This is a genomic window from Rhodococcus sp. IEGM1428 (genome assembly GCF_050321865.1).
Classification (GTDB): domain Bacteria; phylum Actinomycetota; class Actinomycetes; order Mycobacteriales; family Mycobacteriaceae; genus Rhodococcoides.
Genome location: NZ_JBNQFW010000004.1, coordinates 210,741 through 233,828 on the forward strand (window position 1 = coordinate 210,741; position 23,088 = coordinate 233,828).

Sequence of the window (23,088 nt, forward strand, 5' to 3'; positions counted from 1 at the left end):
ACCGTCCATCGTGCAGCATCGGTACGACAAGGGACCGTGCTGCGTACTCCTCGTTCGTTCCGCAAGCTCCAGTCAGGCTTGGCTGACGCGCACCATGTTTCCGGCCGGATCGCGGAAGGCTGCGTCGCGCGCACCCCACGGCTGACTCGTCGGTTCCTGCAGAATCTCGGCGGTACCTGCCGATCGGATCTTTTCGAACGCTCCGTCGAGGTCATCGGCGCGGAAGAGCAAGCCCGGCATCTCGCCCTTGGCGAGCAGAGCCGCGATCTGATCGCCGAGCTCCTGCGAGCGGCCCGCGTGCGGCTGCGACAACACGATCTCGATCTCGGGTTGATCGCTGGGAGACAACGTGATCCAGCGATAGCCGTCGTTGGCGACCTCGCTCTTCACCTCGAGTCCGAGGGCGTCGCGATAGAAGGCCAAGGAGGCATCGGGGTCGTCGGTGTAGATGTGTACGTGGCTCAGTGAGAGTGTCATGAGGCAAGGCTAGAACGCCCCGGTCGTCGTTGCTTCTCCGATTCTGCTCGGTTCGGTGGCGGTGTCGGCTGCAGCGGTGCCACGCATCGGCCGACCGAGAACCATGGCTCGGCAACTCGGTACCGCTCGGCTGTCGCGGTGATCACGGGCGCGATATGCGCTGGGCGTCTCGCCGACGATCTCGGTGAACCGTGAACTGAAGGAACCGAGGCTGGTGCAGCCCACCGCGAAGCATGCTTCGGTGACGGTCATATCTCCCCGGCGCAGCAGGGCCTTGGCGCGCTCGATTCTTCGGGTCATCAGATGGGCGTACGGCGTCTCCCCGTATGCCTCGCGGAAGCGGCGGCTGAAGTGCGCGGTGGACATCAGTGCCGTGCGGGCGAGGGTCGGCACGTCGAGAGGTTCGGCGAAGTCGCGGTCCATCCGATCACGTGCGCGACGCAACAGTCGGAGTTCGTTCACGTCCGGAGCGTTCATCGAGCGGCCGCATCGCGAAGTGCGTCTATCTCGGTCCGGGTTCCCGAGGAAGCGCTCGCCCCGGGTCTCGTGGCGGCGAAAGAACCTGCAGTGGTTGCCCATTCGACTGCCACGCGTGGTCCGGCGGACCACGATGCAGCGAGCGCCCCGGCGAACGCATCTCCGGCACCGGTGGTGTCGACTGCCTCGATTCGTGGTGCCGACACCTCGAACGATTCGGATCCGCGGTACCGGGCACCCTTGGCCCCCAGGGTGGTCACCACTTGTTCCACCTCGTCCGCTCGGTGTCCGATGCGAGCTTCCTCGGCCTCGTTGACCACGAGGACGTCGGTGGCTGCAATGAGGGCGTCGGGTAAGTCCTGTACCGGTGAAGGATTGAGCATCGTGATCACACCGCGAGAATGCGCGAACTCGAATGCGGCGACCACGGTATCGATGGGAATCTCCAACTGGCACAAGAGGATATCGGCGTCTGCGATGACGGTGCGGTCGTCGTCGGTGAGATCGCGGACGGTGCCGTTGGCGCCGGGGACGACGACGATGCTGTTCTCGGCACGGTCGTCGACGGTGATGGTGGCGATCCCACTCGAACCAGCAGCGGTACGCACTGCAGTGTCGTCGATGCCTGCGGCCGTGAGCGTGTGGCGCAGCGTTACTCCGAATTCGTCGTCTCCGACGGCTCCGAGGAAGGCGACCGACGATCCGGCTTTCGCAGCAGCAATGGCCTGATTGGCACCTTTACCGCCCGGGGTGGTGGTGAAGGACGTCCCCATCACGGTTTCGCCCGGATCGGGCAGGGAAGGCGTGCGGGTGATCAGATCCATGTTGATGCTGCCGAGAACGACGATGCGGGGGTTCGAGGCGGACACGAACGAACTGTATCTCTCCACGAGCCCGACTCGATGGAAATGCCAATTGCAGATTGTTGACAATCGGAAACGCTTGAGTGACGATGGCAGTCATGACAGCGTCGACTCGTACCCACCTCAGCCCGGCACTCAAGCAGGCGACCCCGATCGTCGTCGATCACGGAAAGGGCAGCTGGATCATCGGTACGGACGGGCGCAAGTACCTCGACTTCACCACTGGAATCGGTGTCACCAGTACCGGGCACTGCCATCCGCGCGTGGTCGAGGCCGCGCGCGAGCAGGTGGGCAAGATCATCCACGCGCAGTACACGACCGTCATGCACCAACCGCTACTGGAGTTGACCGACAAGCTCGGCGAGGTACTGCCGGCCGGGCTCGACAGCGTGTTCTACGCCAACTCCGGCTCCGAGGCCGTCGAGGCGTCGATTCGATTGGCACGCATGGCAACCGGGCGACCCAACATCATCGCCTTCCACGGAGGATTTCACGGACGCACGGTAGCGGCCGCATCGTTGACCACCGCTGGAACCAAATTTCGCTCCGGCTTCTCGCCGATCATGGGGGGAGTGCACATCGCACCGTTCCCGTACGCGTTCCGGTACGGCTGGGACATGGACACCGCGGTCGCCTTCGCGCTGAAGGAACTCGACTACCTGCTGATGACGATGTCGAGCCCCGCCGACACCGCCGCGTTCATCATCGAACCGGTTCTCGGTGACGGTGGATACCTGCCCACGCCGCCCGAATTTCTCGAAGGGCTGCGGGAACGCGCCGACACGCACGGCATCGTCCTGATCGTCGACGAGGTGCAAGCAGGTGTCGGGCGTACCGGAAAGTTCTGGGGGCACCAGCACTCGTCGATCACACCGGACATCGTCATCACCGCGAAAGGGCTCGCCAGCGGATTTCCGATCTCTGCCATCGCGGCATCGACCGAGCTGATGAGCAAGGCATGGCCGGGTTCTCAGGGCGGAACCTACGGCGGCAATGCCGTCGCCGCCGCTGCCGGCGTCGCCACCCTCGATGTCGTGCGCGACGAGGGTCTTGTCGCCAATGCAGCCGTCCAGGGCAAGGTTCTGCTCGACGGCCTGCTCGCACTGAAGGCAGAGCACTCGGCCATCGGTGATGCACGTGGACTCGGACTGATGCAGGCGCTCGAATTCGTCGACAGTGCAGGCAATCCCGATGCTGCCGCCGCCCTCCGCGTACAGCAGGGCGCGATCGACGAAGGGCTGTTGCTGCTCACGTGCGGGGCGCTCGGCAACGTGGTCCGGATCATTCCCGCGCTGATCGTGAACGATGACGAGATGCGGCAGGGCATCGACGCGCTGTCGCGAACGCTGAAGAACGTACTGTGACGTCTGCGCCCGTCCGATCCGATGTCCCCGCACTCGTGCATCGAGTGCGGGAGACGGGGATCGATATCGACGACTCGTCTCGGCGCGTGGCCGAGTATTCCTACGACGCCTCGAACTACCGAATTCCGCCTGCAGCGGTCGTGTTCCCGCGCAGTGCCGACGACGTGTCCACCGTGGTGTCGCTGTGCACCGCGGCCGGAGTCGCTGTTGTCGGCCGCGGCGGCGGAACGTCGATGGCGGGCAACGCCATCGGCCGCGGAATCGTGCTCGACTTCTCTCGTCACATGAATCGGGTGATCTCGGTCGACACGGATTCGCGCACCGCCGTCGTGGAACCGGGCATCGTGATTTCGGAGTTGCAGCGTGAACTGGTGGCACGCACGTCGGGGGCCTTCACGTTCGCCCCCGACCCGTCCAGCAAAACACGCGCCACGGTGGGCGGTGCAGTCGGTAACGACGCATGCGGTAACCACTCGGTTCGCTACGGTCGCACCTCGGACCACACGGTGGCGATGGACGTGGTGACAGCCGAGGGGCATCTACTGCGGGTCACCCGTAGTGGCGTGTCGGCCGTGCATGCCGAAGATGCGGCAGCAAGCATTGCGGCCGAACGTATTTCGCACGAGTTGCGCACACTTGCGGCCGATAATCTGGCGCTGTTCAGGGTCGAGCTGGGCCGCATTCCGCGACAGGTGTCCGGATTGCATCTGTCGCATCTGCTGCCCGAGAACGGGTTCGACGTCGCGCGTGCCTTGGTCGGCAGCGAAGGCACCTGTGCAGTGATCGTCTCGGTCACCGTCACGGTCGTGCCCGTACCGCCTGCCGCCTTGCTGCTCTGCCTCGGCTACCAGGACGTGGTCGCAGCTGCAGCCGACGTCATGGCGATTCTGGAATTTTCGCCGGCCGCGGTGGAGGGGATCGACGACAACATCGTGCGGACGATGGAGTACCGGCGTGGGCCGGACTCCGTGCGCGGCTTGCCGGCAGGAAATGCCTGGCTGTACGTCGACCTCGACGGGGCCGACGCGGCCGAGGTCGAGGACAAAGCGGCAAGGCTGCTCGGGGAGCTCGGCCGGCTCGGACGGTTGAAGGAAGGTCGCATCGTCACCGACCCGGCCGATCGAACAGCGCTGTGGCGGGTACGTGAAGACGGCGCGGGCCTGGCCACGCGGATGGCCAGTGGAGTCGAGTCCTGGGGCGGGTGGGAGGACGCCGCCGTGGCACCGGAAAACCTGTCGGCGTATCTCGCCGACCTGAATTCGCTACTGGCCGAGCACGAACTGACCGGAGTGATGTACGGCCACTTCGGTGCCGGCTGCATGCACGTGCGCATCACGTTCGATCAACGCACCGACGCCGGCCGACGGGTGATGTACGACTTCCTGCGCGCCGCAGCGCGGGTCGTCGTCAAGCACGGCGGCAGCCTGTCGGGCGAACACGGAGACGGCCGGGCACGCTCGGAACTACTGCCGGTGATGTACTCGCCGCGCATGCTCGACGCGTTCGCGCGATTCAAGCGCATCTGGGACCCCGGCGGCATTCTCAACCCGGGATCGATCACCGAGCCCGAGCCGATGATGGACAACCTGATGCTGCAGGGTATTCCGCAACGAGAGTGGAAGACAACGTTCGATCTGCACCAGATCGGAACGCGCGAGGATCTGGATCCTTTCGTTCACGCCACCCAATCGTGTGTCGGTGTCGGTAAGTGCCGCACCACCTCCGGAGGCGTCATGTGCCCGAGCTTCCGCGCGACGGGCGACGAGAAGGATTCCACTCGTGGCCGCGCCCGGGTGCTGCAGGAGATGGTGCGTAGCTCGCCGACCGTTGCTGACGGGTGGGCCTCGAAGGACGTGGCAGAGTCGTTGGACCTGTGCTTGTCGTGCAAGGCCTGTTCCTCGGACTGCCCGGTCGGGGTGGACATGGCGACGTACAAATCGGAGTTTCTCGATCATCACTATGCGGGTCGGTTGCGACCGCTCTCGCACTACTCGCTGGGATGGTTGCCCCGCTGGCTGAAGGTGACGCAGCGAACGGCACCACTGCTCAACCGTCTGCTCACCCCGCGCGTCGCGGCACTGGCGGCTCGACTCGGTGGGCTGACCACCGAGCGGCCGTTGCCGCGCTTCGCGTCGGCGAAGGAACTGGCTCACGAAATACGGATGGGCGGAGGCCGCGCCGCCGACGTGGTGTTGGTCGTCGACACGTTCACCCAGGGCTTTCGCCCCGAGGTCGCGGGCGCGGCGCAGCGCGTGCTCGAGGATTCCGGCCGCAGCACCGAATGCCGGACCGACGTGTGTTGTGGTCTGACCTGGATTTCGACGGGCCAGCTGAAGGCCGCCCGCAAGCACCTCACGAAAGCCGTTGCTGCGCTCGACGACGGTACCGATCGGCCGATCGTCGTCACCGAGCCGAGCTGTGCCGCGGCATTCCGAAAGGACATGCCCGAGTTGGTACCGACGGCTGCCGCGAGAAGGGTTGCGGCGCGGGTACAGAGCTTCGCGGGAGCAGTGATCGATCAAGCCGCGGCGGGCTGGGTGCCCTCGGCGCAGGTTCCTGCGTCGGTGACGGTCCAGACCCACTGCCACGAATATGCCGTGTTCGGCAACGCGACCCAACTCAACGCTTTGGCCTCCGTCGGTGTCGAGGCAGTGCGGGAAGCCACCGGATGCTGCGGAGTGGCAGGCAATTTCGGCTTCGAGAGCAGTCACTACGAGCTCAGCATGAAAGTCGCCGAACAGGCTCTCGCACCGGCTGTTCGTGCCACCGAGCCCGACACTCCGATTCTGACGGACGGATTCAGCTGCCACATGCAGGTGCGACAACTCACCGGTGAGCTGACCAGTGATGCGTCCGTGCACCTGGCTCAAATACTCGATCCACGTTCGACGAAAGGACCGCGGCAATGACGACCAGCCTCACTCGACCCCCCATGACGACCCCCACCGACCTGTTCATCGGAGGTGTCTGGACAGCCGCAGCCTCGGCTGCCCGGTTCGATGTGATCGATCCCGCCAGCGGTGACGTGATTGCCACGGTGGCCGACGGTGGCAGCACCGATGCCGAGAGTGCGATGGCTTCGGCAGTCGATGCTGCTGCCGAGTGGGCCGCGACTGCGCCCCGTGCCCGCAGTGAAATCCTCCGTAAGGCTTACGAATTGATCATGGCGCGGTCGGAGGAACTCGCCGCGATCATCACCGCGGAAATGGGGAAGCCGCTGGCCGACGCGCGAGGTGAAGTGGCGTACGGCGCGGAGTTCTTCCGGTGGTTCTCCGAGGAAGCAGTGCGTATCTCGGGTGATCACACCCTCACCGGAGACGGTAAGAACCGCATCGTGGTCACCCGTGCGCCCGTGGGACCGTGCATCCTCGTCACTCCGTGGAACTTCCCGCTGGCCATGGGAACCCGGAAGATCGGCCCCGCGTTGGCGGCGGGCTGCACCGTGGTGTTCAAGCCGGCCGAACAGACTCCGCTCACTGCGCTGGCTCTGGCCGGGATTCTGCACGACGCGGGTGTCCCGGCGGGCGTCGTCAATGTCGTGACCACCACCGATGCAGCGGGTGTCGTGGGCTCGTGGATGAACAGCGGTGCGGCCCGCAAGATCAGTTTCACCGGATCGACTGCAGTGGGAAAGATCCTGCTCGAGCAAGCTGCATCGACGGTGATGCGCACCTCGATGGAGCTCGGTGGCAACGCACCCTTCATCGTCATGGAAGACGCGGACCTCGGCCGCGCCGTGGACGGAGCGATGGTTGCGAAGATGCGCAACATGGGCGAGGCCTGCACCGCAGCCAATCGATTCTTCGTACACCGCAGTGTCGCAGCGCAGTTCGCGGACGAGCTCGCCGAGCGCATGGGTGCGTTGACGGTGGGGGCAGGTAGTGCACACGGCACGGAGGTGGGGCCGCTGATCGACGATGCGGGTCGCTCGAAGGTGCAGAGACTCGTCGACGACGCTCTCGGTCGTGGCGCACGAGCGATCGTCGGGGGAGCGGCACCGGATGGACCCGGCTACTTCTACCCGCCGACAGTGCTCACGGACGTCGACTCGAATTCGGATCTGATGTCGCAGGAAATCTTCGGGCCGGTGGCGGCGATCGTGCCGTTCGACACCGAGGACGAGGTGATCGCCCTCGCGAACGACACCGAATGGGGACTGGTCGGGTACGTCTTCACTCGAGACATCGATCGGGCACTACGGATGGGGGAGCGGCTCGAGGTGGGCATGGCCGGTCTCAACACCGGTCTGGTCTCCAACCCCGCGGCACCGTTCGGTGGCGTCAAACAGTCCGGGCTGGGCCGCGAGGGCGGAAAAGTCGGAATCGACGAGTTCCTGGAGTACAAATACTTTGCCATTCCCCGAGGCTGAAGGAGGCTTTCGATCATGCCCAGTTCGAGAAGACTGACGCCCATCGACGCACGCAACACGTCGATGGTGATTGCCGACCAGATTCGCGATCGCATCATCGACGGGTCCTATGCCCCGGGGGAGCAGATCAACGAGGCGAACGTGGCGGCCGAACTCGAAATCTCGCGCGGCCCGGTGCGTGAGGCGCTGCAGCGCCTCAATCAAGAGGGTCTGCTGGTCAGCTACCGCAACCGGGGCGTGTTCGTCGTGGAGCTCAGCAGCGACGACGTCACCGAGATCTACGAGTCCCGCGCGGCGATCGAGGTCGGTGCTGCGTGGACGTTGGTACACGGTGATCGCGGCCGACTGATCACCGCTGCCGACGAGCTCTCGGCCATCGTGATGCAGATGCAGCCGTTCATCGACCGGGCGGACTGGCGAGGTCTGGCCGAACGAGACCTCGCATTTCACACCGCCCTGGTCGCAGCGACGCGCAACAGCCGAATGTCGCGGATGTACGCGACGCTCGCTGCGGAGGCGCGTATCTGTATGGCCAACCTCGAAACTGCCTACTACCGGCCGGAGGCATTGGTGGAGGAGCATCAACTGATCGTCGATCTACTGCTCGGAACCGATTGGGACGCACTGGAAAAGGGCGTACACGAGCACATGGACACCGCCATCCACGACTTGACACGGGCGATGGTCGAGGAGCACGCCGAACACTCGGTTCTGGCCACTCCGGGATAGATCGCTCGGCGTGCAACACAGCATTTACATCTGAAGTCTTGCGTACCTCTGGCGTAAGCGCCTAGCCTGATTGTCAACAATCTACTAAATCTCCACGATCGAAGGGGGTGCCCGTGAACGACTCATCCGACTCCGCATACGTCACCGCAATCGGACCCGAAGACACTGCAGGACGGGCCGCTCCCGGCCTGGCGCGGTACCCCGATGTTCCGAACAGCACGACGATCACGTTCACCGACGAGGAGTACGCCGCCCGGCTCGCTGCCGTCCGTGAGCGGATGGCAGCGCAGAACCTCACCGCACTCATCGTCACCGATCCCGCCAACCTCTACTACCTGCTCGGGTACAACGCGCTCTCGTTCTACACCCCGCAGATGTTGTACGTCCCGCTCGAGGGCGACATGTATTTCTTTGCCCGCGAAATGGACGCCAACGGCGCGTTTCGCACGTCGTGGCTGCCGCAGGATCGGACGTTCGGCTACCCCGAAACGTTCGTGCAGCGCAAGGACACTCACCCCTTCGTCTGGGTCGCCGCGAAGCTGCGCGAACTGGGGCTGGTGAACAACTTCGAGCACGGCCAAGTGGGTCTGGAGATGGACTCGTACTACTTCAGTCCCAAGGCATTCGAGGCTCTGGTGAAGTCGCTGCCCGAGTACCGATTCACCGACTCCTACGAGCTCATCAACTGGGTGCGAGTGATCAAGTCGCCCGCGGAGATCGCCCTGATGCGCGGTGCTGCACAGGTGTGTGAATCGGCGATGTCGGCGGCCTACCAGTCGATCTCGGTGGGTGAGCGGCAGTGCGACGCGGCCGCGGCCATCATGAACGCACAGGTGCGGGGCACCGCGGACTTCGGCGGCGATCATCCGGCAATCGTGCCGATGCTGCCCACCGGTGCCGGGGCCGACACCCCGCACCTGACCTGGTCGCATCAACCCTTCGTGCGGGGCGAGACCACCGTCGTCGAACTGGCCGGAGTGTTTCGGCGCTACCACATCCCGATGGCACGCACGATCGTGCTCGGAAAGCCCAGTCCGCGTTTGGATTACCTCGCCAAGTCCACCGGGGAAGCATTGAACGACGTGCTCGCAACCGTCCGGGCAGGCGTCACCGCCACCGAGCTGGCGCAGGTGTGGAACACCAGCCTGGCCAAGCACGGACTGCACAAACCGTCGCGCATCGGCTACTCGATCGGCATCGCCTACGCACCCGACTGGGGTGAGCGCACCGTGAGCCTGCGCACCGACGACGAGACGGTGCTCGCCGAGAACATGACGTTCCACATCATCGGCGGAATGTGGATGGACGACTACGGGTACGAGGTATCCGAGGCCGTTCGCGTCACCGAGACCGGCCTCGAAACCTTCACCGCATACCCCCGAGAACTACTGACGAAGGAGTGAGCATGACCGCATCCACCCGAGGTCAATTCACAGGCTCCACTCCTGCCACACAAGGTCGTTCCGCAGGCTCCACTCCTGCCATTCCGTGGGCCCTGCGAACCGACAAGCTGGTGGGATCGGTGATCGACTCGTCGACATCGCTCCTCGCGGCGCAGAAACACGACATCGTGCGCTTCGCGATGGGATCTCCTGCCGCCGAGACGGTTCCGGCTGCTGCATTCACCGAGATCGCCGCCAGCGTACTCACCGCGGACGCGTTCGATTACGGTGCCACCGAGGGTGACCCCGGCCTTCTCGACGCATTGCTCGCCTACCTCGAGTCGGTGGGCGAGCCCACGTCCGAAGAGCGAGTGGTGATCACCTCGGGCGGGATGCAAGGCCTCGACATCGCGTGCAAGTTGTTCGTCGATCCGGGCGACCTGGTGATCGTCGAAAGTCCCACGTACACCAACGGAACCGCCACCGTACTCAGTTACGGGGGCGACATCCTCGAGGCCCCGATGGACAGCAACGGTCTCATCGTCGAGGCATTGCCCGAGCTCGTCGAGCGCGCGGGGCGGTTGCCGAAGATGATCTACGTGATCCCCAACTTCCAGAACCCGTCCGGGGTGACCCTGTCGCTCGAGCGCCGTCGGTTGCTCATCGAATTGGCACACCGTTGGGGATCGGTGATTCTCGACGACGATCCCTACGGTCTGCTCCGTTTCTCGGGTGAGTCGATCCCCAGTTTCGGCACACTCAGTCCCAACGACCCGTTGATCTTCTCCGTACGCACGTTCTCGAAGATGATCGCGCCCGGCCTACGGGTGGGATGGGTGGACGCCGCCCCCGAGGCGCGGCAACTGATCGTCAACGCCAAGCAGGCAATGGACACGTGCACCAACCTGCCTGCGCAGCGGATGATCGCCGAGTACATCCGGCGCGGACTGCTCGACGAGCACCTTCGGTCGTTGGCGTCGGTGTACCTGCCGCGCAAGGTCGCGATGCAGAACAGCATCGAAAGACACTTCGGTGACTCGATGTCGACGACCGACCCCGAGGGCGGATTCTTTCTCTGGGCGACGTTGCGCGGCAACGACGTCGACTTCTCTACTCAAGACCTGTTCGAGACGGCGCTCGCCGAAGGAGTGGCCTACATTCCGGGACCGGCACTGTCGGTGGGCGGCAAATTCCACGATTCGCTGCGCCTGTGCTTCGCCTCGTCGACTCCCGAACGCATCGACGAGGGAATCAGAAGACTGGCGGTGGCAGTGGAGAAGTCCAAGCACCTGCTCGCCTCCGATCCCACTCGATGACGGTCACGAGTTCCGAACGTGCCCTCCTCGATTCGATCGACGAGAAGGAAATCGTCGGTCTGACAACCGCCTTGATCGATGCGGGCGGTGAGAATCCCGGGGACACCGAGGAGAAGGCTGCGAAGGTCCTTGCCGAACACTGTCGCGCACTGGGTTTCGATGTTCGGACCGTCGAGGTCGCTCCTGGTCGGCCCAACGTCTTCGTATCCATCGGATCCGACGAGCGGCCAGGGGTGCTGTTCGTGGGCCACTCCGATGTGGTCCCCGCTGGTACTGGCTGGACCACCGATCCCTTTTCCGCCGTGGTTCGGGACGGCCGCATCGTCGGCCGCGGGTCCTGCGACATGAAAGGCGGCCTGGCCGCGGTGGTGGCGGCCATGGCCGCCGTGCTGCGTTCCGGTCTCGCGGACGAGCACCCCATGACGTTGGCGTGCCTGGTCGACGAGGAGGACACCGGACTCGGTATCCGAGCTTTCGTCGCTGAACCGCAGCACCGCACGTACAGCTGTTGCGTGGTGGCGGAGCCTACGGATCTGGTCACCATCTACGGCTGCAGAGGAGCGGCGAACCTGGAGATCGAGGTTCGGGGCCGTTCCGCGCATGCGGGGCAGCCGCGCAACGGAGCCAACGCCATCTCTGCTGCAGCACGCATCATCGGGATCATCGAGGGCTCCCAGGCCGAACTGGACGCGAACCCCGACCCCGAACTGGGGCCGGCCACCTGGAATGTGGGGACGATAGCGGGAGGTACGGGCACCTCGATGGTCGCCGACCGGTGTGTCGTCACCGTCGACCGCCGTCTGTTACCGGGCGAGAGCGCCGCCGGAGTCGTAGGAGATCTGCGATCCCGCATCGAATCTGCGGAACTCACCGGGTCCGGTATCGATGTCGAGATCGGTATCGCGATGGAAATGCCGGGCTTTCTGACCAGCGTGAACAACGGATTGGTCACTACCGCAGTGCAATCGGTTATGGACAACGGATCCATAACGAATGGTCATTCCGCAGGCTCCAATCCTGTGCGTTTCACTGACATCTGGACGGCATCGTGCGATGGTGGTTTTGTGGCACAGCAGATGGGAATACCCACCGTCGTGCTCGGTCCCGGGGAGATCGAAAGACAAGCACATCGGCCGGACGAGTCCGTCGCCGTGCGGCAATTGTCCGACAGCGCAAGGGCGTACGCGTTGATCGCCACCAGAATTGCTGCACTACCAGGACTTTAGCGCTGCACGAGGGGGTTGGCCGAAACGTATGTTCTGCATCGCCGTAATGTCGAACGCTGCGAAGTACCACACCGACGCTCCACTTTGTCCACAAAAGCGAGAGGTATTTCGACCGTGACCGAAAATTCAGGGTCGGCAGCATCGCCGACCGGATATCCCCCCAGTACCGACACCCTGAGCCCGGACGAGACCAAGATTCTCCACCGCGCCATCGGCGGATCGGCACTCGGCAACGCAGTCGAGTGGTTCGACTACGCGGTGTACGGCTATCTCGCCGTCTACATCGCCGCCAACTTCTTCCCGTCCGAGGACGGGGGAGCGAGCCTGCTCTCCACGTTCGCCGTGCTGGCTGCGTCGTTCGTCATTCGTCCCATCGGCGGCATCGTTCTCGGCCCACTCGGCGACCGCATCGGTCGTCAGAAGGTCCTCGTACTGACCGTCTCGATGATGACATTGGCCACGGCGGCGATCGGTATATTGCCGACATTCGACACCATCGGCATCGCCGCACCGTTGCTGCTGCTCGTCTGCCGGTTGGTGCAGGGCTTCTCCACCGGTGGTGAGTACGGCGGCGCAGCTGTGTTCATGGCCGAGTACGCGCCCGACAAGCGGCGCGGATTCTTCGGATCGTTCCTCGAATTCGGCACCCTCGCAGGCACGGTGGGCGGTGCCACCCTGTGCACCCTGCTCAACGTCGGGCTCGGCGACGAGACCATGGAGGCCTGGGGCTGGCGAATCCCGTTCCTGGTGACGCTTCCGTTGGGCATCGTTGCGCTGTGGTTGCGGACCCGGCTCGAGGATTCTCCGGTGTTCGCCGAAGCGAAGGAAGACGGCGGCACGGTCGAAGAGGGTGCAGGCGGAGCCGTCACCTCACTCAAGGCCACCATGACGTACTGGCAGCGGATCCTGATTCTGATGGGATTCGTGCTGCTACTCAACATCGCGTACTACACGGTGCTGACGTTCTTGCCCTCGTACCTGAGCGACACGTTGGGGCACAGCACGACTCAGTCCAACTTCACCCTCGTGGCGATCATGATCATCATGATGTTGATCATCAACCCGATCGGTGCTCTGTCCGACCGGGTGGGCCGAAAGCCGTTGCTGCTGGCGGCCTGCGTCGGGTACTTCGTGTTCAGCGTTCCGCTGTTCCTGTTGATCATCAACACCGGACTGATCGGCCAGAGCATCGGCCTCCTGGGCCTCGGAGTGTTGCTGGTCATCATGTGCTCCTGCGTGTCGTCGACACTGCCCGCACTGTTCCCCACTCAGGTGCGCTACGGAGCGTTCGCCATCGGATACAACGTCTCGACGGCGCTCTTCGGCGGCACGGCACCGCTGATTCTGACGTTCCTGATCGACCGGACGGGTTCCAACCTGATCCCGGGTTGGTACATGATGATCGCGGCTGCCATCGCGTTCGTTCCGATTCTGTTGATGCCCGAGACGGCAGGGCGATCACTGCGCGGAACTCAGTGCCCTGGTGACAACGACGACGAGGTCGCTGCGTCCGGCGTCGAGCTCGTCGGCTACAAGAAGTAGAAGTGGCACCGGTTCTCGTCGTTCTGCACGCCGGCGACCTTCCCGACGGACTCGAGTCCGTCGCGGAGGTCGCCGACGTCAGGTACGCCACGGCCGACACCCTCGCGGATGCAGTCGACGGTGCCGACGCATTGCTGCTGTGGGATTTCTTCTCGCCTGCAGTCGAATCCGCGTGGCCGCGCTGCGGGTCGCTGAAGTGGATCCATATCGCCGCTGCCGGCGTGGACTCGTTGATGTTCGACGAGTTGGTGGAATCCGATGTGGTCGTGACCAATTCACGTGGCGTCTTCGATCGACCGATCGCCGAGTTCGTGCTGGCTCAGATCCTCGCGTTCGCCAAGGACTCCGAACGTTCACGTGCACTGCAGCATTCGAAGATCTGGCGACACCGTGAGACCGAACGCATCGACGGTGCACACGCGATGATCGTGGGCACCGGAGCGATCGGTCGCGCCATCGCGACTCTGCTGAGTGCTGTGGGAATGTCGGTCTCGGGCGTGGGTCGAACAGCACGAGAAGGCGACCGAGACTTCGGTACCGTCTACGCCAGTGATGATCTGGCGGACGAAGTTGCGCGGGCCGACTACCTGGTTCTGGTTGCCCCGTTGACCGAACAGACGAGGGGTTTGGTCGACGATTCGGTGTTGACCGCAATGAAGCCCGGCGCGCGGGTGATCAACGTGGGCCGCGGCGAGCTGCTCGATACCGAGGCACTGTTGAAGCTTCTCGGCAGTGGACACATCACCGGTGCCGCGCTGGACGTGTTCGAGACCGAGCCGCTCTCGGCCGACCATCCGTTGTGGACGGCCGAGAACGTGATTCTCACCCCGCACATGAGCGGCGACGCGTCGGGGTGGAAGCAGCGACTCGCAGAGGTGTTCGCCGACAACGCGCGTCGATACTTCCGGGGCGAACCCCTGCTCAATGTCGTGGACAAGAAGCTCGGCTTCGTGGTGTGAGACCTCAGTAGGCCCGCTCGTACTGCGGTGCCACGGCGGGAGACATCTCCACCCCGAGTTCGCGGGCAGCACGCCGTGGCCAGTACGGATCACGCAGTAGCTCGCGCGCCAGCAGCACAGCTGTCGCCTCACCCAGCGAGACGATGTCCTCCGCCTGCTTGGGTTCGGTGATCATGCCGACCGCGGCGGCGGGCATCGTGGTTTCGTTCTGGATTCGCCGTGCGAACGGAACCTGGTAGCCGGGACCGACCGGAATCTTGGCGTGCACGTTTCCTCCGGTGGAGGTATCGACCAGATCCACCCCGTGTTCGGTGAGGATCTGGGACAACGCGACGGTCTGATCAGAGGTCCAACTCGGAGCCTCCAGTTCGGCTGTGCCCTCCCCACCGGGTCGTTCCGCAGGCTCCACTCCTGCAGCATTCTCCGGCTCGTCGAGCCAATCGGTTGCCGACAGACGAACGAACACCGGAAGCTCGGCCGGCCACACCTCACGGACCGCGTCGACCACCTCGATCAGTAGCCGGGTACGGCCGGCGAAGTCGCCGCCGTAGGCGTCGGTGCGGGTGTTGCTCGCGGGCGACAGGAACTGGTGCAACAGGTATCCGTGCGCGCCGTGCACCTCGGCCACCTGGAACCCGGCCTTCAGTGCGCGCTGCGCCGCAGAGCGAAAGTCGTCCACGATTTTCGCGATGTCGTCGTCGGTTGCCTCGCGGGGCGTCGCGTAATCACCGAAGGCGACCGCGCTCGGACCGACGGTCTCCCAGCTACGGGGATCCTCCGCGGGTAGCGACTTGCCGCCGAGCCAGGGAGCAGCGGTGGAACCCTTCCGGCCCGCGTGTGCCAGCTGGATGCCAGGAACGCTTCCGAAGGACTCGATCTCGGCGACGATCTTCGCCAATGCATCGGCCTGGGTGTCGTTCCAGATGCCGAGGTCCGACGGGCTGATGCGACCTTCCGGGCTGACTGCGGTGGCCTCGGTGATGATCAGGCCTGCCCCGCCGACCGCGCGGCTGACCAGATGGGTGCGGTGCCAGTCACCCGCAACACCGACGTACTGGCCGGCGTCGTCGGCCGAGTACTGGCACATCGGTGCCATCCATACCCGGTTGGGAAAGGTGACCTCGCGCAGGGTCAGAGGCTCGAACAAGACACTCACAGGTGGTTCCTCCGGTCTGTCGGTATCGACGTCGATGACGTCGGTGATCTCCACGTCGTGCTGCAACCACGCGGCGACACCGCTTCATTCCCGGCCCCATTAGTGTGTAGTTCATGACTGCTTCCGTCTCGGCCGAATCGGTGCCCACGACGCTCGACGAGCGTGAGAGCGTGCATGCGGCCGCTCGTCGAGCGAGGATCGCCTCACGTGCGCTGGCGTTGCTGACCACCGCCGAGAAGGACTCGTTGATGCATACCGCCGCCGATGCCGTGGTTGCTGCTGCGGATTCGGTCCTGGCTGCGAACGCGGCCGACATCGAGATCGCGCGGGCAGCAGGCACCGACGAGGGTCTGCTGGATCGACTGCGTTTGACCGCATCGCGCATCGACGGCATCGCAGCGGGCCTGCGACAGGTGGCCGCGCTGCCGGATCCGATCGGCGGGGTCATCCGCGGTTCGACGCTTCCCAACGGGCTCGAGATTCGGCAGGTGCGGGTCCCGCTCGGGGTGGTGGGCATGGTCTACGAGGCGCGCCCCAACGTCACCGTCGATGCGTTCGGTCTCGCGTTCAAGTCCGGCAACGCGGTGTTGCTGCGCGGTTCGTCCTCGGCGGCACAGTCCAACGCAGCATTGGTCGACGCCCTGCAAGGGGCGTTGCGCGAACACGGTCTGCCCGAGGCCGCCGTACAACTGATGGGCAGTGCGGACCGTGCCACGGTCACCCACCTGATCCAGGCGCGCGGTCTGGTGGACGTGGTGATCCCCCGCGGGGGCGCGGGATTGATCGCTGCCGTCGTTCGCGATGCCACGGTCCCGACCATCGAGACCGGAGTCGGAAACTGCCACGTGTACGTCCACTCCACGGCCGATCCGGACGTGGCCGAGAAGATCGTGCTCAACGCCAAGACCCGCCGAGTCAGTGTCTGCAACGCCGCCGAGACCGTGCTGGTCGATGCTGCGATCGCCGACACGATGGTGCCGCGGCTGCTGCAGGCGTTCCAGATGCACAGCGTCACGGTGCACGGCGACCTGCCCGGGCTGGTCCCCGCTCATGACGAGGACTGGTCGCAGGAGTACCTCTCACTCGACATCGCGCTGAAGGTCGTGGGCGGCATCGACGAGGCGATCGAGCACATCGATCGATACGGAACCGGACACACCGAGGCGATCGTCGCATCCGATATCGGTGCCGCGCGCGAGTTCACTCAACGCGTCGATGCGGCTGCCGTGATGGTCAATGCCTCCACAGCCTTCACCGACGGCGAGCAATTCGGCTTCGGTGCCGAGATCGGCATCTCCACCCAGAAGCTGCACGCCCGAGGGCCCATGGGATTGCCGGAACTGACCTCGACCAAATGGACCGTGTGGGGCGACGGACACGTCCGAGATGTCTGACGCCTCTGCCGTACCGGCCAAATCCGATCATCAGGAGTTGTGACGTGGATCGTGCCCTACCGACGACACCCCCGCTGTTCGCGAGTGTGAACGACGTCCTCGAGCGTCTGGCAGAAACGGGCTATCTGGCCGACAAGGCCACGGCCACCTCGGTCTTTCTCGCCGACCGCCTCGGCAAGCCGCTGCTGATCGAGGGTCCGGCGGGTGTGGGCAAGACCGAACTCGCTCGTGCCGTGGCCCAGACGACGGGTGCCGAGCTGGTGCGGTTGCAGTGCTACGAGGGCGTCGACGAGGCCCGCGCCCTGTACGAGTGGAACCACGCAAAGCAGATCCTGCGGATTCAGTCGGGAACCGGCGCCGATTGGGATTCGACCAAGCTGGACGTCTTCTCGGAGGAGTTCCTGCTGGCGCGGCCGCTGCTGCAGGCCATTCGGCGTAGCGACCCCACCGTGCTGCTCATCGACGAGACCGACAAGGCCGACGTCGAGATCGAAGGACTGCTGCTCGAGGTGCTCAGCGACTTCGCGATCACCATTCCCGAGCTCGGCACCATCACTGCGGAGCGCACTCCGTTCGTGGTGCTGACCTCCAACGCCACTCGCGAACTGTCGGAGGCCCTCAAGCGCCGCTGCCTCTTCCTGCACCTCGATTTCCCCGACGCGGATCTCGAGCGTCGCATCCTGGCCAGTCGGGTTCCGGAACTGCCCGAGGCGATCGCCGAGCAGATGGTCAAGACCGTCCGTGTGCTTCGGGGTATGCAGCTCAAGAAGTTGCCTTCCGTGGCCGAGACGATCGACTGGGGTCGCACGCTGTTGGCCCTCGGTATGGATACCCTCGACGACGATGCGGTCCGGTCGACGCTGGGAGTGGTGCTCAAGCACCAGTCCGATCAGGTGCGTGCTGCCGCCGAACTGCGGCTGAACTGACATGTTGGCCCCGCACGGAATTCCCGGGCATCTGGTCGGCTTCGTCGAGGCTTTGAGAAAGCGCGGAATCTCGGTGGGGCCGTCGGAAACCGTCGATGCCGGACGCGTCCTGTCGGTCCTGGATCTACTCGACCGGGAAGCCGTGCGTGAGGGGCTGGCCTGCTCGTTGTTGCGACGACCGACGCATCGCGGGGTGTTCGACGCCTTGTTCGACCTGTGGTTTCCGGTGGCGTCGGGCACGAGGGACTCGGGACAGATCGACACTGCGCTGCCCCGCACGGACGGCGGCGAGGTAGACATCGATGCGCTCCGAGAGTTGCTGGTGGATCTGCTGTCCGACGATTCGGCCGAGGCCGCGGAGTTGACCCAGATGCTGGCGGCGCAGATGGTGGAGGAACTCGGTCAATACAAATCCTCGAACGGGCCGTCGTTCTCGGCCTATCAGGCCCTGCGCGATGTTGCCCCCGATACGTTGTTGCGCAAGATCCTCGACGGGCTACTCGGCCGCGCCGACGACACACCGGATCGGCCGACCGACGACTACGAATCGGAAGTGGCCAAACGTACTGCAGCGCAACGAATCGCAGACCTTCGCAAGATGGTCGAGAACGAGACGAGGCGGCGGTCGGCCGAGAAGCTGGGCCGCGAGCGGGTGGCGAGTTACGGTGTGCCCAAGCTGGCCGAGGAGGTCGACTTCCTGCGGGCCTCGGACACGGAGATGGCGGCGCTGCGACGCAACGTCACCCCGCTGGCCCGGCTGCTTGCCTCACGACTTGCGGTGCGGCGCAGCAGAAGCAGGCACGGCTCGATCGATCTGCGACGCACCCTGCGCAAGTCGATGTCCACCGGCGGCATTCCGATCGACTTGGTGGAGCGCAAGCCGCGTCGAGCACGCCCCGAATTGGTTGTGCTGTGCGATGTCTCGGGCTCGGTGGCGGGATTCAGTAACTTCACCCTGTTGTTGGTACACGCACTGCGAGAGCAGTTCTCGCGCGTTCGAATCTTTGCCTTCATCGATTCCACCGACGAGGTGACGCGATTCTTCGACTCCGGCTCCGACCTCGGTGCCGCGATGAGCCGCATCATCCGGGAGTCCGATCTGGTGACGTACGACGGCCACTCGGACTACGGCCACGCGCTGACGACGTTCGACGAGAAGTATGCGCATGCGGTCACCAGTCGCAGTTCGGTGTTGATTCTCGGCGACGCCCGCACCAATTACCGCGAACCCAAGCTGCCCGCGTTGGCCCACATCGTCTCGGTGGCCAAGCATGCGTATTGGCTCAATCCCGAACCGAAAGCGCAGTGGGGATCCGGCGATTCGGCGGCCAAGGTGTACGCCGACGTGATCGCCATGCACGAGTGCCGATCCGCCCAGCAGCTCGCCACCGTGGTCTCACGTCTGCTGCCGGTGTGAGGCGTGTGACGCCCGGTAGCGCCGCGGACGTAGAATCGACGGTTGTGCAGCACGAATCCGACCCCGGTGACGACACAGGGAAGCAGTCCGTTCGCCGTTTGGGCGTGATGGGTGGCACCTTCGACCCGATACACCACGGGCACCTCGTCGCGGCCAGCGAAGTGGCGAACAAGTTCGGTCTGGACGAGGTCATCTTCGTCCCCACCGGAAACCCCTGGCAGAAGGAAGGGACCTCGGTCAGCCCAGCGGAAGATCGCTACCTGATGACCGTGATCGCGACCGCGTCCAACCCCCGATTCTCCGTCAGCCGCGTGGACGTCGATCGCGAGAAGTCGACCTACACCGTCGACACCCTGCGCGATCTGCGGGCGCAGCACCCCAATGCCGAGCTGTTCTTCATCACCGGCGCGGACGCCCTCGAGTCGATCCTGACGTGGCAGAACTGGGAGGAGCTGTTCGAGCTCGCCAAGTTCGTCGGAGTCTCGCGTCCGGGGTTCGAGCTGGGCGTCGAACATCTGGCCAACCACCTCCGGTCGTTGCCTGCCGGCACCCTCACATTGATGGAAATCCCGGCACTCGCGATATCGTCGACGGACTGTCGACTTCGAGCCGGTGAGAATCGGCCGGTCTGGTACCTCGTACCGGACGGCGTCGTGCAATACATCTCGAAGAGAAATCTCTACAGACCACGAGGCGCGCTGCGCCTCGACGGATCCGTCACCATGTCGGAGCCGGCACCCCAGAAGAAGCAACCGGAAGGGCCGGTCACCAGCGCAATGACCGCGAACCCGAACCATACGAGTGGGAGTACACCCAAGTGACTGCAACAGCCGAAGCCGCCGAGATGGCGCGTATCGCCGCGCTCGCAGCCGACGACAAACTGGCCAGCGACGTGGTGATCCTCGACGTCTCCGACCAGCTCTACATCACCGATTGCTTCGTGATCGCCTCTGCGCCCAACGAGCGTCAGGTCAACTCGATCGTGGACAACATCGAGGATCAGCTGCGTGAAGCCGGACACAAGCCGGTCCGCCGCGAGGGCACCAAGGAAGGTCGCTGGGCGCTGTTGGACTACTCCGACATCGTCGTCCACGTCCAGCACAACGAAGAGCGCAACTTCTATGCCCTCGAGCGGTTGTGGAAGGACTGCCCGACCATCGAGGTACCCGGTCTCGGACAGCACCCGGCAGCGGAATCGGAGCAATGATCCGACGGCTCATCCTGCTTCGGCACGGTCAGACGGAATACAACGCCACCGACCGCATGCAGGGTCAGCTCGATACCGATCTGTCCGAGCTCGGTCGCACCCAAGCCAAGACGGCCGCTGCCGAGCTGGCGACGCGTGAGCCGATTCGGATCGTCTCTTCCGACCTCCGCCGGGCTCTCGACACTGCCGTTGCCCTGGGCGACGCTGCCGGGGTTTCGGTGACGCAGGACGAGCGCCTACGCGAAACCCATCTCGGCGAGTGGCAGGGTCTCACCCACACCGAGGTCGACGACATCGCACCCGGCGCTCGGCCGGCGTGGCGAGCCGATGCCACCATCGCTCCACCGGGCGGGGAGAGCCGTATCGACGTCGCCCGTCGCAGTGTTCCGCTGGTTCGCGAGCTTCTGAGCGGCGTCCCCGAGTGGGGTGCCGATGGCGACCAACGGCCACTGGTACTCGTGGCGCACGGCGGCCTGATCGCGGCACTGACGGCAGCGTTGCTCGATTTGCCGACGGACCGGTGGCCGGTGCTCGGCGGGCTCGCCAACACCAGCTGGGTGCAGCTCGGCGCGCACGGAGCGGGCGCTCAGCCGTCCTGGCGTTTGGACGTGTGGAACGCCTCGGCGCGAGTGGCCAGTGACGTCCTCTGACGAGACGGCGGTGCGCCCCACGCTGCTCGTGCTCGCGGACTCGCTGAGTTACTACGGGCCCGAGGGCGGGCTGCCGGTGGACGATCCGCGGCTCTGGCCCAATCTGGTTGCAGCAGAACTCGGTTGGACAGTGGATATGGTTGCGCGCATCGGCTGGACGAGTCGTGACGCATGGTGGGCTCTGACTCAGGATCCGCGAGTGTGGGCCGCGATTCCCCGTGCCGGTGCCGTCGTGTTCGCCATCGGCGGTATGGATTCGCTTCCTTCGCCGTTGCCTACCGCGCTGCGGGAGCAGATCCGGTACATCAGACCACCGGCTCTGAGACGCGTCGTTCGCGCGGGATATCAAGCGGTGCAACCGGTTCTGTCGCATCTGGGCTGGCCGGTTGCGCTGCCGCCGCGGCTCAGCGTCGATTACCTGGAGCAGGCCCGCGCGGCCTTGGCCTACGTACGTCCCGAGCTTCCCGTCGTCGGCACCTATCCGTCGGTGCACCGCTGCGATGCCTACGGGCGGGTGCACTCGGGCCGCGAGCCCGCGGTACGGGCGTTGCGGGCGTGGAGTACGGACAAGAACGTTCCGATGGTCGATCTCGCCGACGCGGTGCGCCCGAACATCGAATCCGAGAACGCGAACCCCGACGGCATCCACTGGGGGTGGGACGCCCATCGTGCGGTGGCCGCGGCCATGCTCGAGGCGTTGCGACCGGTGGCTGCCTCGGCGTCGACCATGAACCCTGCAGCGACCCCGAAGTCATGACCGTCGCCGTCGTCACCGACTCCTCGTCCTGCCTGCCTGCCACGCTTGCGGCCGACCGGGGAATCTCGCTGGTGCCCTTGCACGTACTGGTGGACGGAATCGACCATCGTGAGGGTGTTGACGAGATCCCCGAGCACTCCGCCTCGGGAAATCCGGTGACCACCGCCGGCGCGTCACCGGGCGAGCTGGCCGAGGTGTACGCCGCGGCTCTCGAACGCAGTCGAGGGGACGGTGTGGTTGCGCTGCACATCTCCCGGGGGCTCTCGAGCACGTGGGAAGCAGCGCGCCAGGCCGCGGACGAGGTCGGCCCTGCCGTTCGAGTGGTCGATTCCGGTTCTGCAGGAATGGGATTGGGCTTTGCCGTGCTGACGGCTGCTGGTTCGGCAGCCGGGGGAGCGGACCTGGACACGGTCTATCACGGTGCCGTCGCTGCGTCGACGACCTCGAGGTGCTTCATCGTCGTCGATCGTCTCGACCATCTGCGACGCGGAGGTCGAATCGGCACCGCCGCAGCCCTCCTCGGCACTGCACTGGCCATGAAGCCGGTGTTGCACATCAGCGGCGGCGCACTCGTGCTGCGTGAGAAGACGCGGACCTCGTCCAAGGCGCTGCACAAGCTGGTCGACGCAGCCGTCGCCGCCGCTTCCGAGGTCGGTGACGATTCGGGGGTTGTGCTCGCCGTGCACCATATGCTGTGCGCGGAGCGTGCCGACGATGTCGCGGCAATGCTGACCGCCCGAATTCCGGGCTTCACCAGCATCGACGTATATCCCTTCGGTGCCGTGCTCGGAGCGCATGTCGGCCCCGGTGCCGTCGGCGTCGTCGTGGCACCGAGACGCCGATAGTCGGGCCGATCCCACCGATCGTCCACAGGTAT

At 64.9% G+C, this 23,088-nt stretch carries 21 protein-coding genes; 17 read left to right on the top strand and 4 right to left on the bottom strand.

What is annotated here, in order from left to right; translation table 11 throughout:
* Positions 1-72 precede the first annotated feature (72 nt).
* The 3 genes from ACQR3T_RS19205 to ACQR3T_RS19215 are packed head-to-tail and all read right to left on the bottom strand — an operon-like array spanning position 73 to position 1,823.
* Complete coding sequence (locus ACQR3T_RS19205) at positions 73-477, bottom strand: VOC family protein (RefSeq protein WP_428694520.1); 405 nt, start codon at positions 475-477, stop codon at positions 73-75.
* Positions 478-486: 9 nt separating this feature from the next.
* Positions 487-954 (bottom strand): helix-turn-helix transcriptional regulator, encoded by a 468-nt coding sequence (locus ACQR3T_RS19210; RefSeq protein ID WP_037177259.1) that lies wholly within the window; start codon positions 952-954, stop codon positions 487-489.
* Positions 951-1,823: a ribokinase gene (locus ACQR3T_RS19215; protein WP_428694521.1), complete on the bottom strand. Its 873-nt coding sequence runs from the start codon at positions 1,821-1,823 to the stop codon at positions 951-953. The genes ACQR3T_RS19210 and ACQR3T_RS19215 overlap by 4 nt, the downstream gene beginning before the upstream one ends.
* Positions 1,824-1,915: 92 nt before the next feature.
* Between ACQR3T_RS19215 and ACQR3T_RS19220 the strand changes: the two genes are divergently transcribed.
* The 9 genes from ACQR3T_RS19220 (at position 1,916) to ACQR3T_RS19260 (ending at position 14,704) form a co-directional block, all read left to right on the top strand.
* Complete coding sequence (locus ACQR3T_RS19220) at positions 1,916-3,181, top strand: aspartate aminotransferase family protein (RefSeq protein WP_037151288.1); 1,266 nt, start codon at positions 1,916-1,918, stop codon at positions 3,179-3,181.
* Entirely contained in the window at positions 3,178-6,090 is a 2,913-nt protein-coding gene (locus ACQR3T_RS19225; RefSeq protein ID WP_428694522.1) for an FAD-binding and (Fe-S)-binding domain-containing protein, read from the top strand. The genes ACQR3T_RS19220 and ACQR3T_RS19225 overlap by 4 nt, the downstream gene beginning before the upstream one ends.
* Positions 6,087-7,550 carry an NAD-dependent succinate-semialdehyde dehydrogenase gene (locus ACQR3T_RS19230; RefSeq protein WP_428694523.1) on the top strand — a complete coding sequence of 488 codons (1,464 nt, stop codon included), beginning with the start codon at positions 6,087-6,089 and terminating at the stop codon, positions 7,548-7,550. Before ACQR3T_RS19225 ends, ACQR3T_RS19230 begins: the two co-directional genes overlap by 4 nt.
* A 15-nt stretch (positions 7,551-7,565) precedes the next feature.
* Positions 7,566-8,279, top strand: a complete 714-nt coding sequence (locus ACQR3T_RS19235) for a GntR family transcriptional regulator (protein WP_230594658.1) — start codon at positions 7,566-7,568, stop codon at positions 8,277-8,279.
* 224 nt (positions 8,280-8,503) lie between these two features.
* Positions 8,504-9,682 (top strand): M24 family metallopeptidase, encoded by a 1,179-nt coding sequence (locus ACQR3T_RS19240; protein ID WP_428694716.1) that lies wholly within the window; start codon positions 8,504-8,506, stop codon positions 9,680-9,682.
* A gap of 2 nt (positions 9,683-9,684) precedes the next feature.
* The gene (locus tag ACQR3T_RS19245; protein ID WP_428694524.1) at positions 9,685-10,977 is read left to right on the top strand and encodes a PLP-dependent aminotransferase family protein; all 1,293 of its coding nucleotides are present in this window, start codon (positions 9,685-9,687) and stop codon (positions 10,975-10,977) included.
* A complete protein-coding gene (locus tag ACQR3T_RS19250; protein WP_428694525.1) occupies positions 10,974-12,203 on the top strand; it encodes a M20 family metallopeptidase in 1,230 nt (409 codons plus the stop codon). The genes ACQR3T_RS19245 and ACQR3T_RS19250 overlap by 4 nt, the downstream gene beginning before the upstream one ends.
* A gap of 114 nt (positions 12,204-12,317) precedes the next feature.
* On the top strand, positions 12,318-13,745 hold the full coding sequence (locus ACQR3T_RS19255; protein ID WP_428694526.1) for an MFS transporter: 1,428 nt from the start codon (positions 12,318-12,320) through the stop codon (positions 13,743-13,745).
* Positions 13,746-13,747: 2 nt separating this feature from the next.
* Positions 13,748-14,704 carry a D-2-hydroxyacid dehydrogenase gene (locus tag ACQR3T_RS19260; RefSeq protein WP_428694527.1) on the top strand — a complete coding sequence of 319 codons (957 nt, stop codon included), beginning with the start codon at positions 13,748-13,750 and terminating at the stop codon, positions 14,702-14,704.
* A 4-nt stretch (positions 14,705-14,708) separates the two neighbouring features.
* On the opposite strand, the gene ACQR3T_RS19265 is transcribed toward ACQR3T_RS19260, so the two are convergent.
* A complete protein-coding gene (locus ACQR3T_RS19265) occupies positions 14,709-15,860 on the bottom strand; it encodes an NADH:flavin oxidoreductase/NADH oxidase (RefSeq protein ID WP_032379579.1) in 1,152 nt (383 codons plus the stop codon).
* 113 nt (positions 15,861-15,973) lie between these two features.
* On the opposite strand from ACQR3T_RS19265, the gene ACQR3T_RS19270 reads away from it, so the two are divergent.
* The 8 genes from ACQR3T_RS19270 (at position 15,974) to ACQR3T_RS19305 (ending at position 23,056) form a co-directional block, all read left to right on the top strand.
* On the top strand, positions 15,974-17,254 hold the full coding sequence (locus tag ACQR3T_RS19270; protein WP_428694528.1) for a glutamate-5-semialdehyde dehydrogenase: 1,281 nt from the start codon (positions 15,974-15,976) through the stop codon (positions 17,252-17,254).
* Positions 17,255-17,298: 44 nt separating this feature from the next.
* A complete protein-coding gene (locus ACQR3T_RS19275) occupies positions 17,299-18,180 on the top strand; it encodes an AAA family ATPase (protein ID WP_428694529.1) in 882 nt (293 codons plus the stop codon).
* Between the two features lies 1 nt (position 18,181).
* Positions 18,182-19,597, top strand: coding sequence for a vWA domain-containing protein (locus ACQR3T_RS19280; protein WP_032379194.1), 1,416 nt, complete (start codon positions 18,182-18,184; stop codon positions 19,595-19,597).
* Between the two features lie 107 nt (positions 19,598-19,704).
* Positions 19,705-20,418 (top strand): nicotinate-nucleotide adenylyltransferase, encoded by a 714-nt coding sequence (gene nadD, locus ACQR3T_RS19285; protein WP_052058460.1) that lies wholly within the window; start codon positions 19,705-19,707, stop codon positions 20,416-20,418.
* Positions 20,415-20,804 carry a ribosome silencing factor gene (rsfS, locus tag ACQR3T_RS19290; RefSeq protein ID WP_032379193.1) on the top strand — a complete coding sequence of 130 codons (390 nt, stop codon included), beginning with the start codon at positions 20,415-20,417 and terminating at the stop codon, positions 20,802-20,804. Before nadD ends, rsfS begins: the two co-directional genes overlap by 4 nt.
* The gene (locus ACQR3T_RS19295) at positions 20,801-21,454 is read left to right on the top strand and encodes a histidine phosphatase family protein (RefSeq protein ID WP_037177269.1); all 654 of its coding nucleotides are present in this window, start codon (positions 20,801-20,803) and stop codon (positions 21,452-21,454) included. Before rsfS ends, ACQR3T_RS19295 begins: the two co-directional genes overlap by 4 nt.
* Positions 21,441-22,211, top strand: a complete 771-nt coding sequence (gene octT / locus ACQR3T_RS19300) for a diglucosylglycerate octanoyltransferase (protein WP_032379191.1) — start codon at positions 21,441-21,443, stop codon at positions 22,209-22,211. Before ACQR3T_RS19295 ends, octT begins: the two co-directional genes overlap by 14 nt.
* On the top strand, positions 22,208-23,056 hold the full coding sequence (locus tag ACQR3T_RS19305) for a DegV family protein (RefSeq protein ID WP_428694530.1): 849 nt from the start codon (positions 22,208-22,210) through the stop codon (positions 23,054-23,056). The genes octT and ACQR3T_RS19305 overlap by 4 nt, the downstream gene beginning before the upstream one ends.
* Positions 23,057-23,088: the final 32 nt, after the last annotated feature.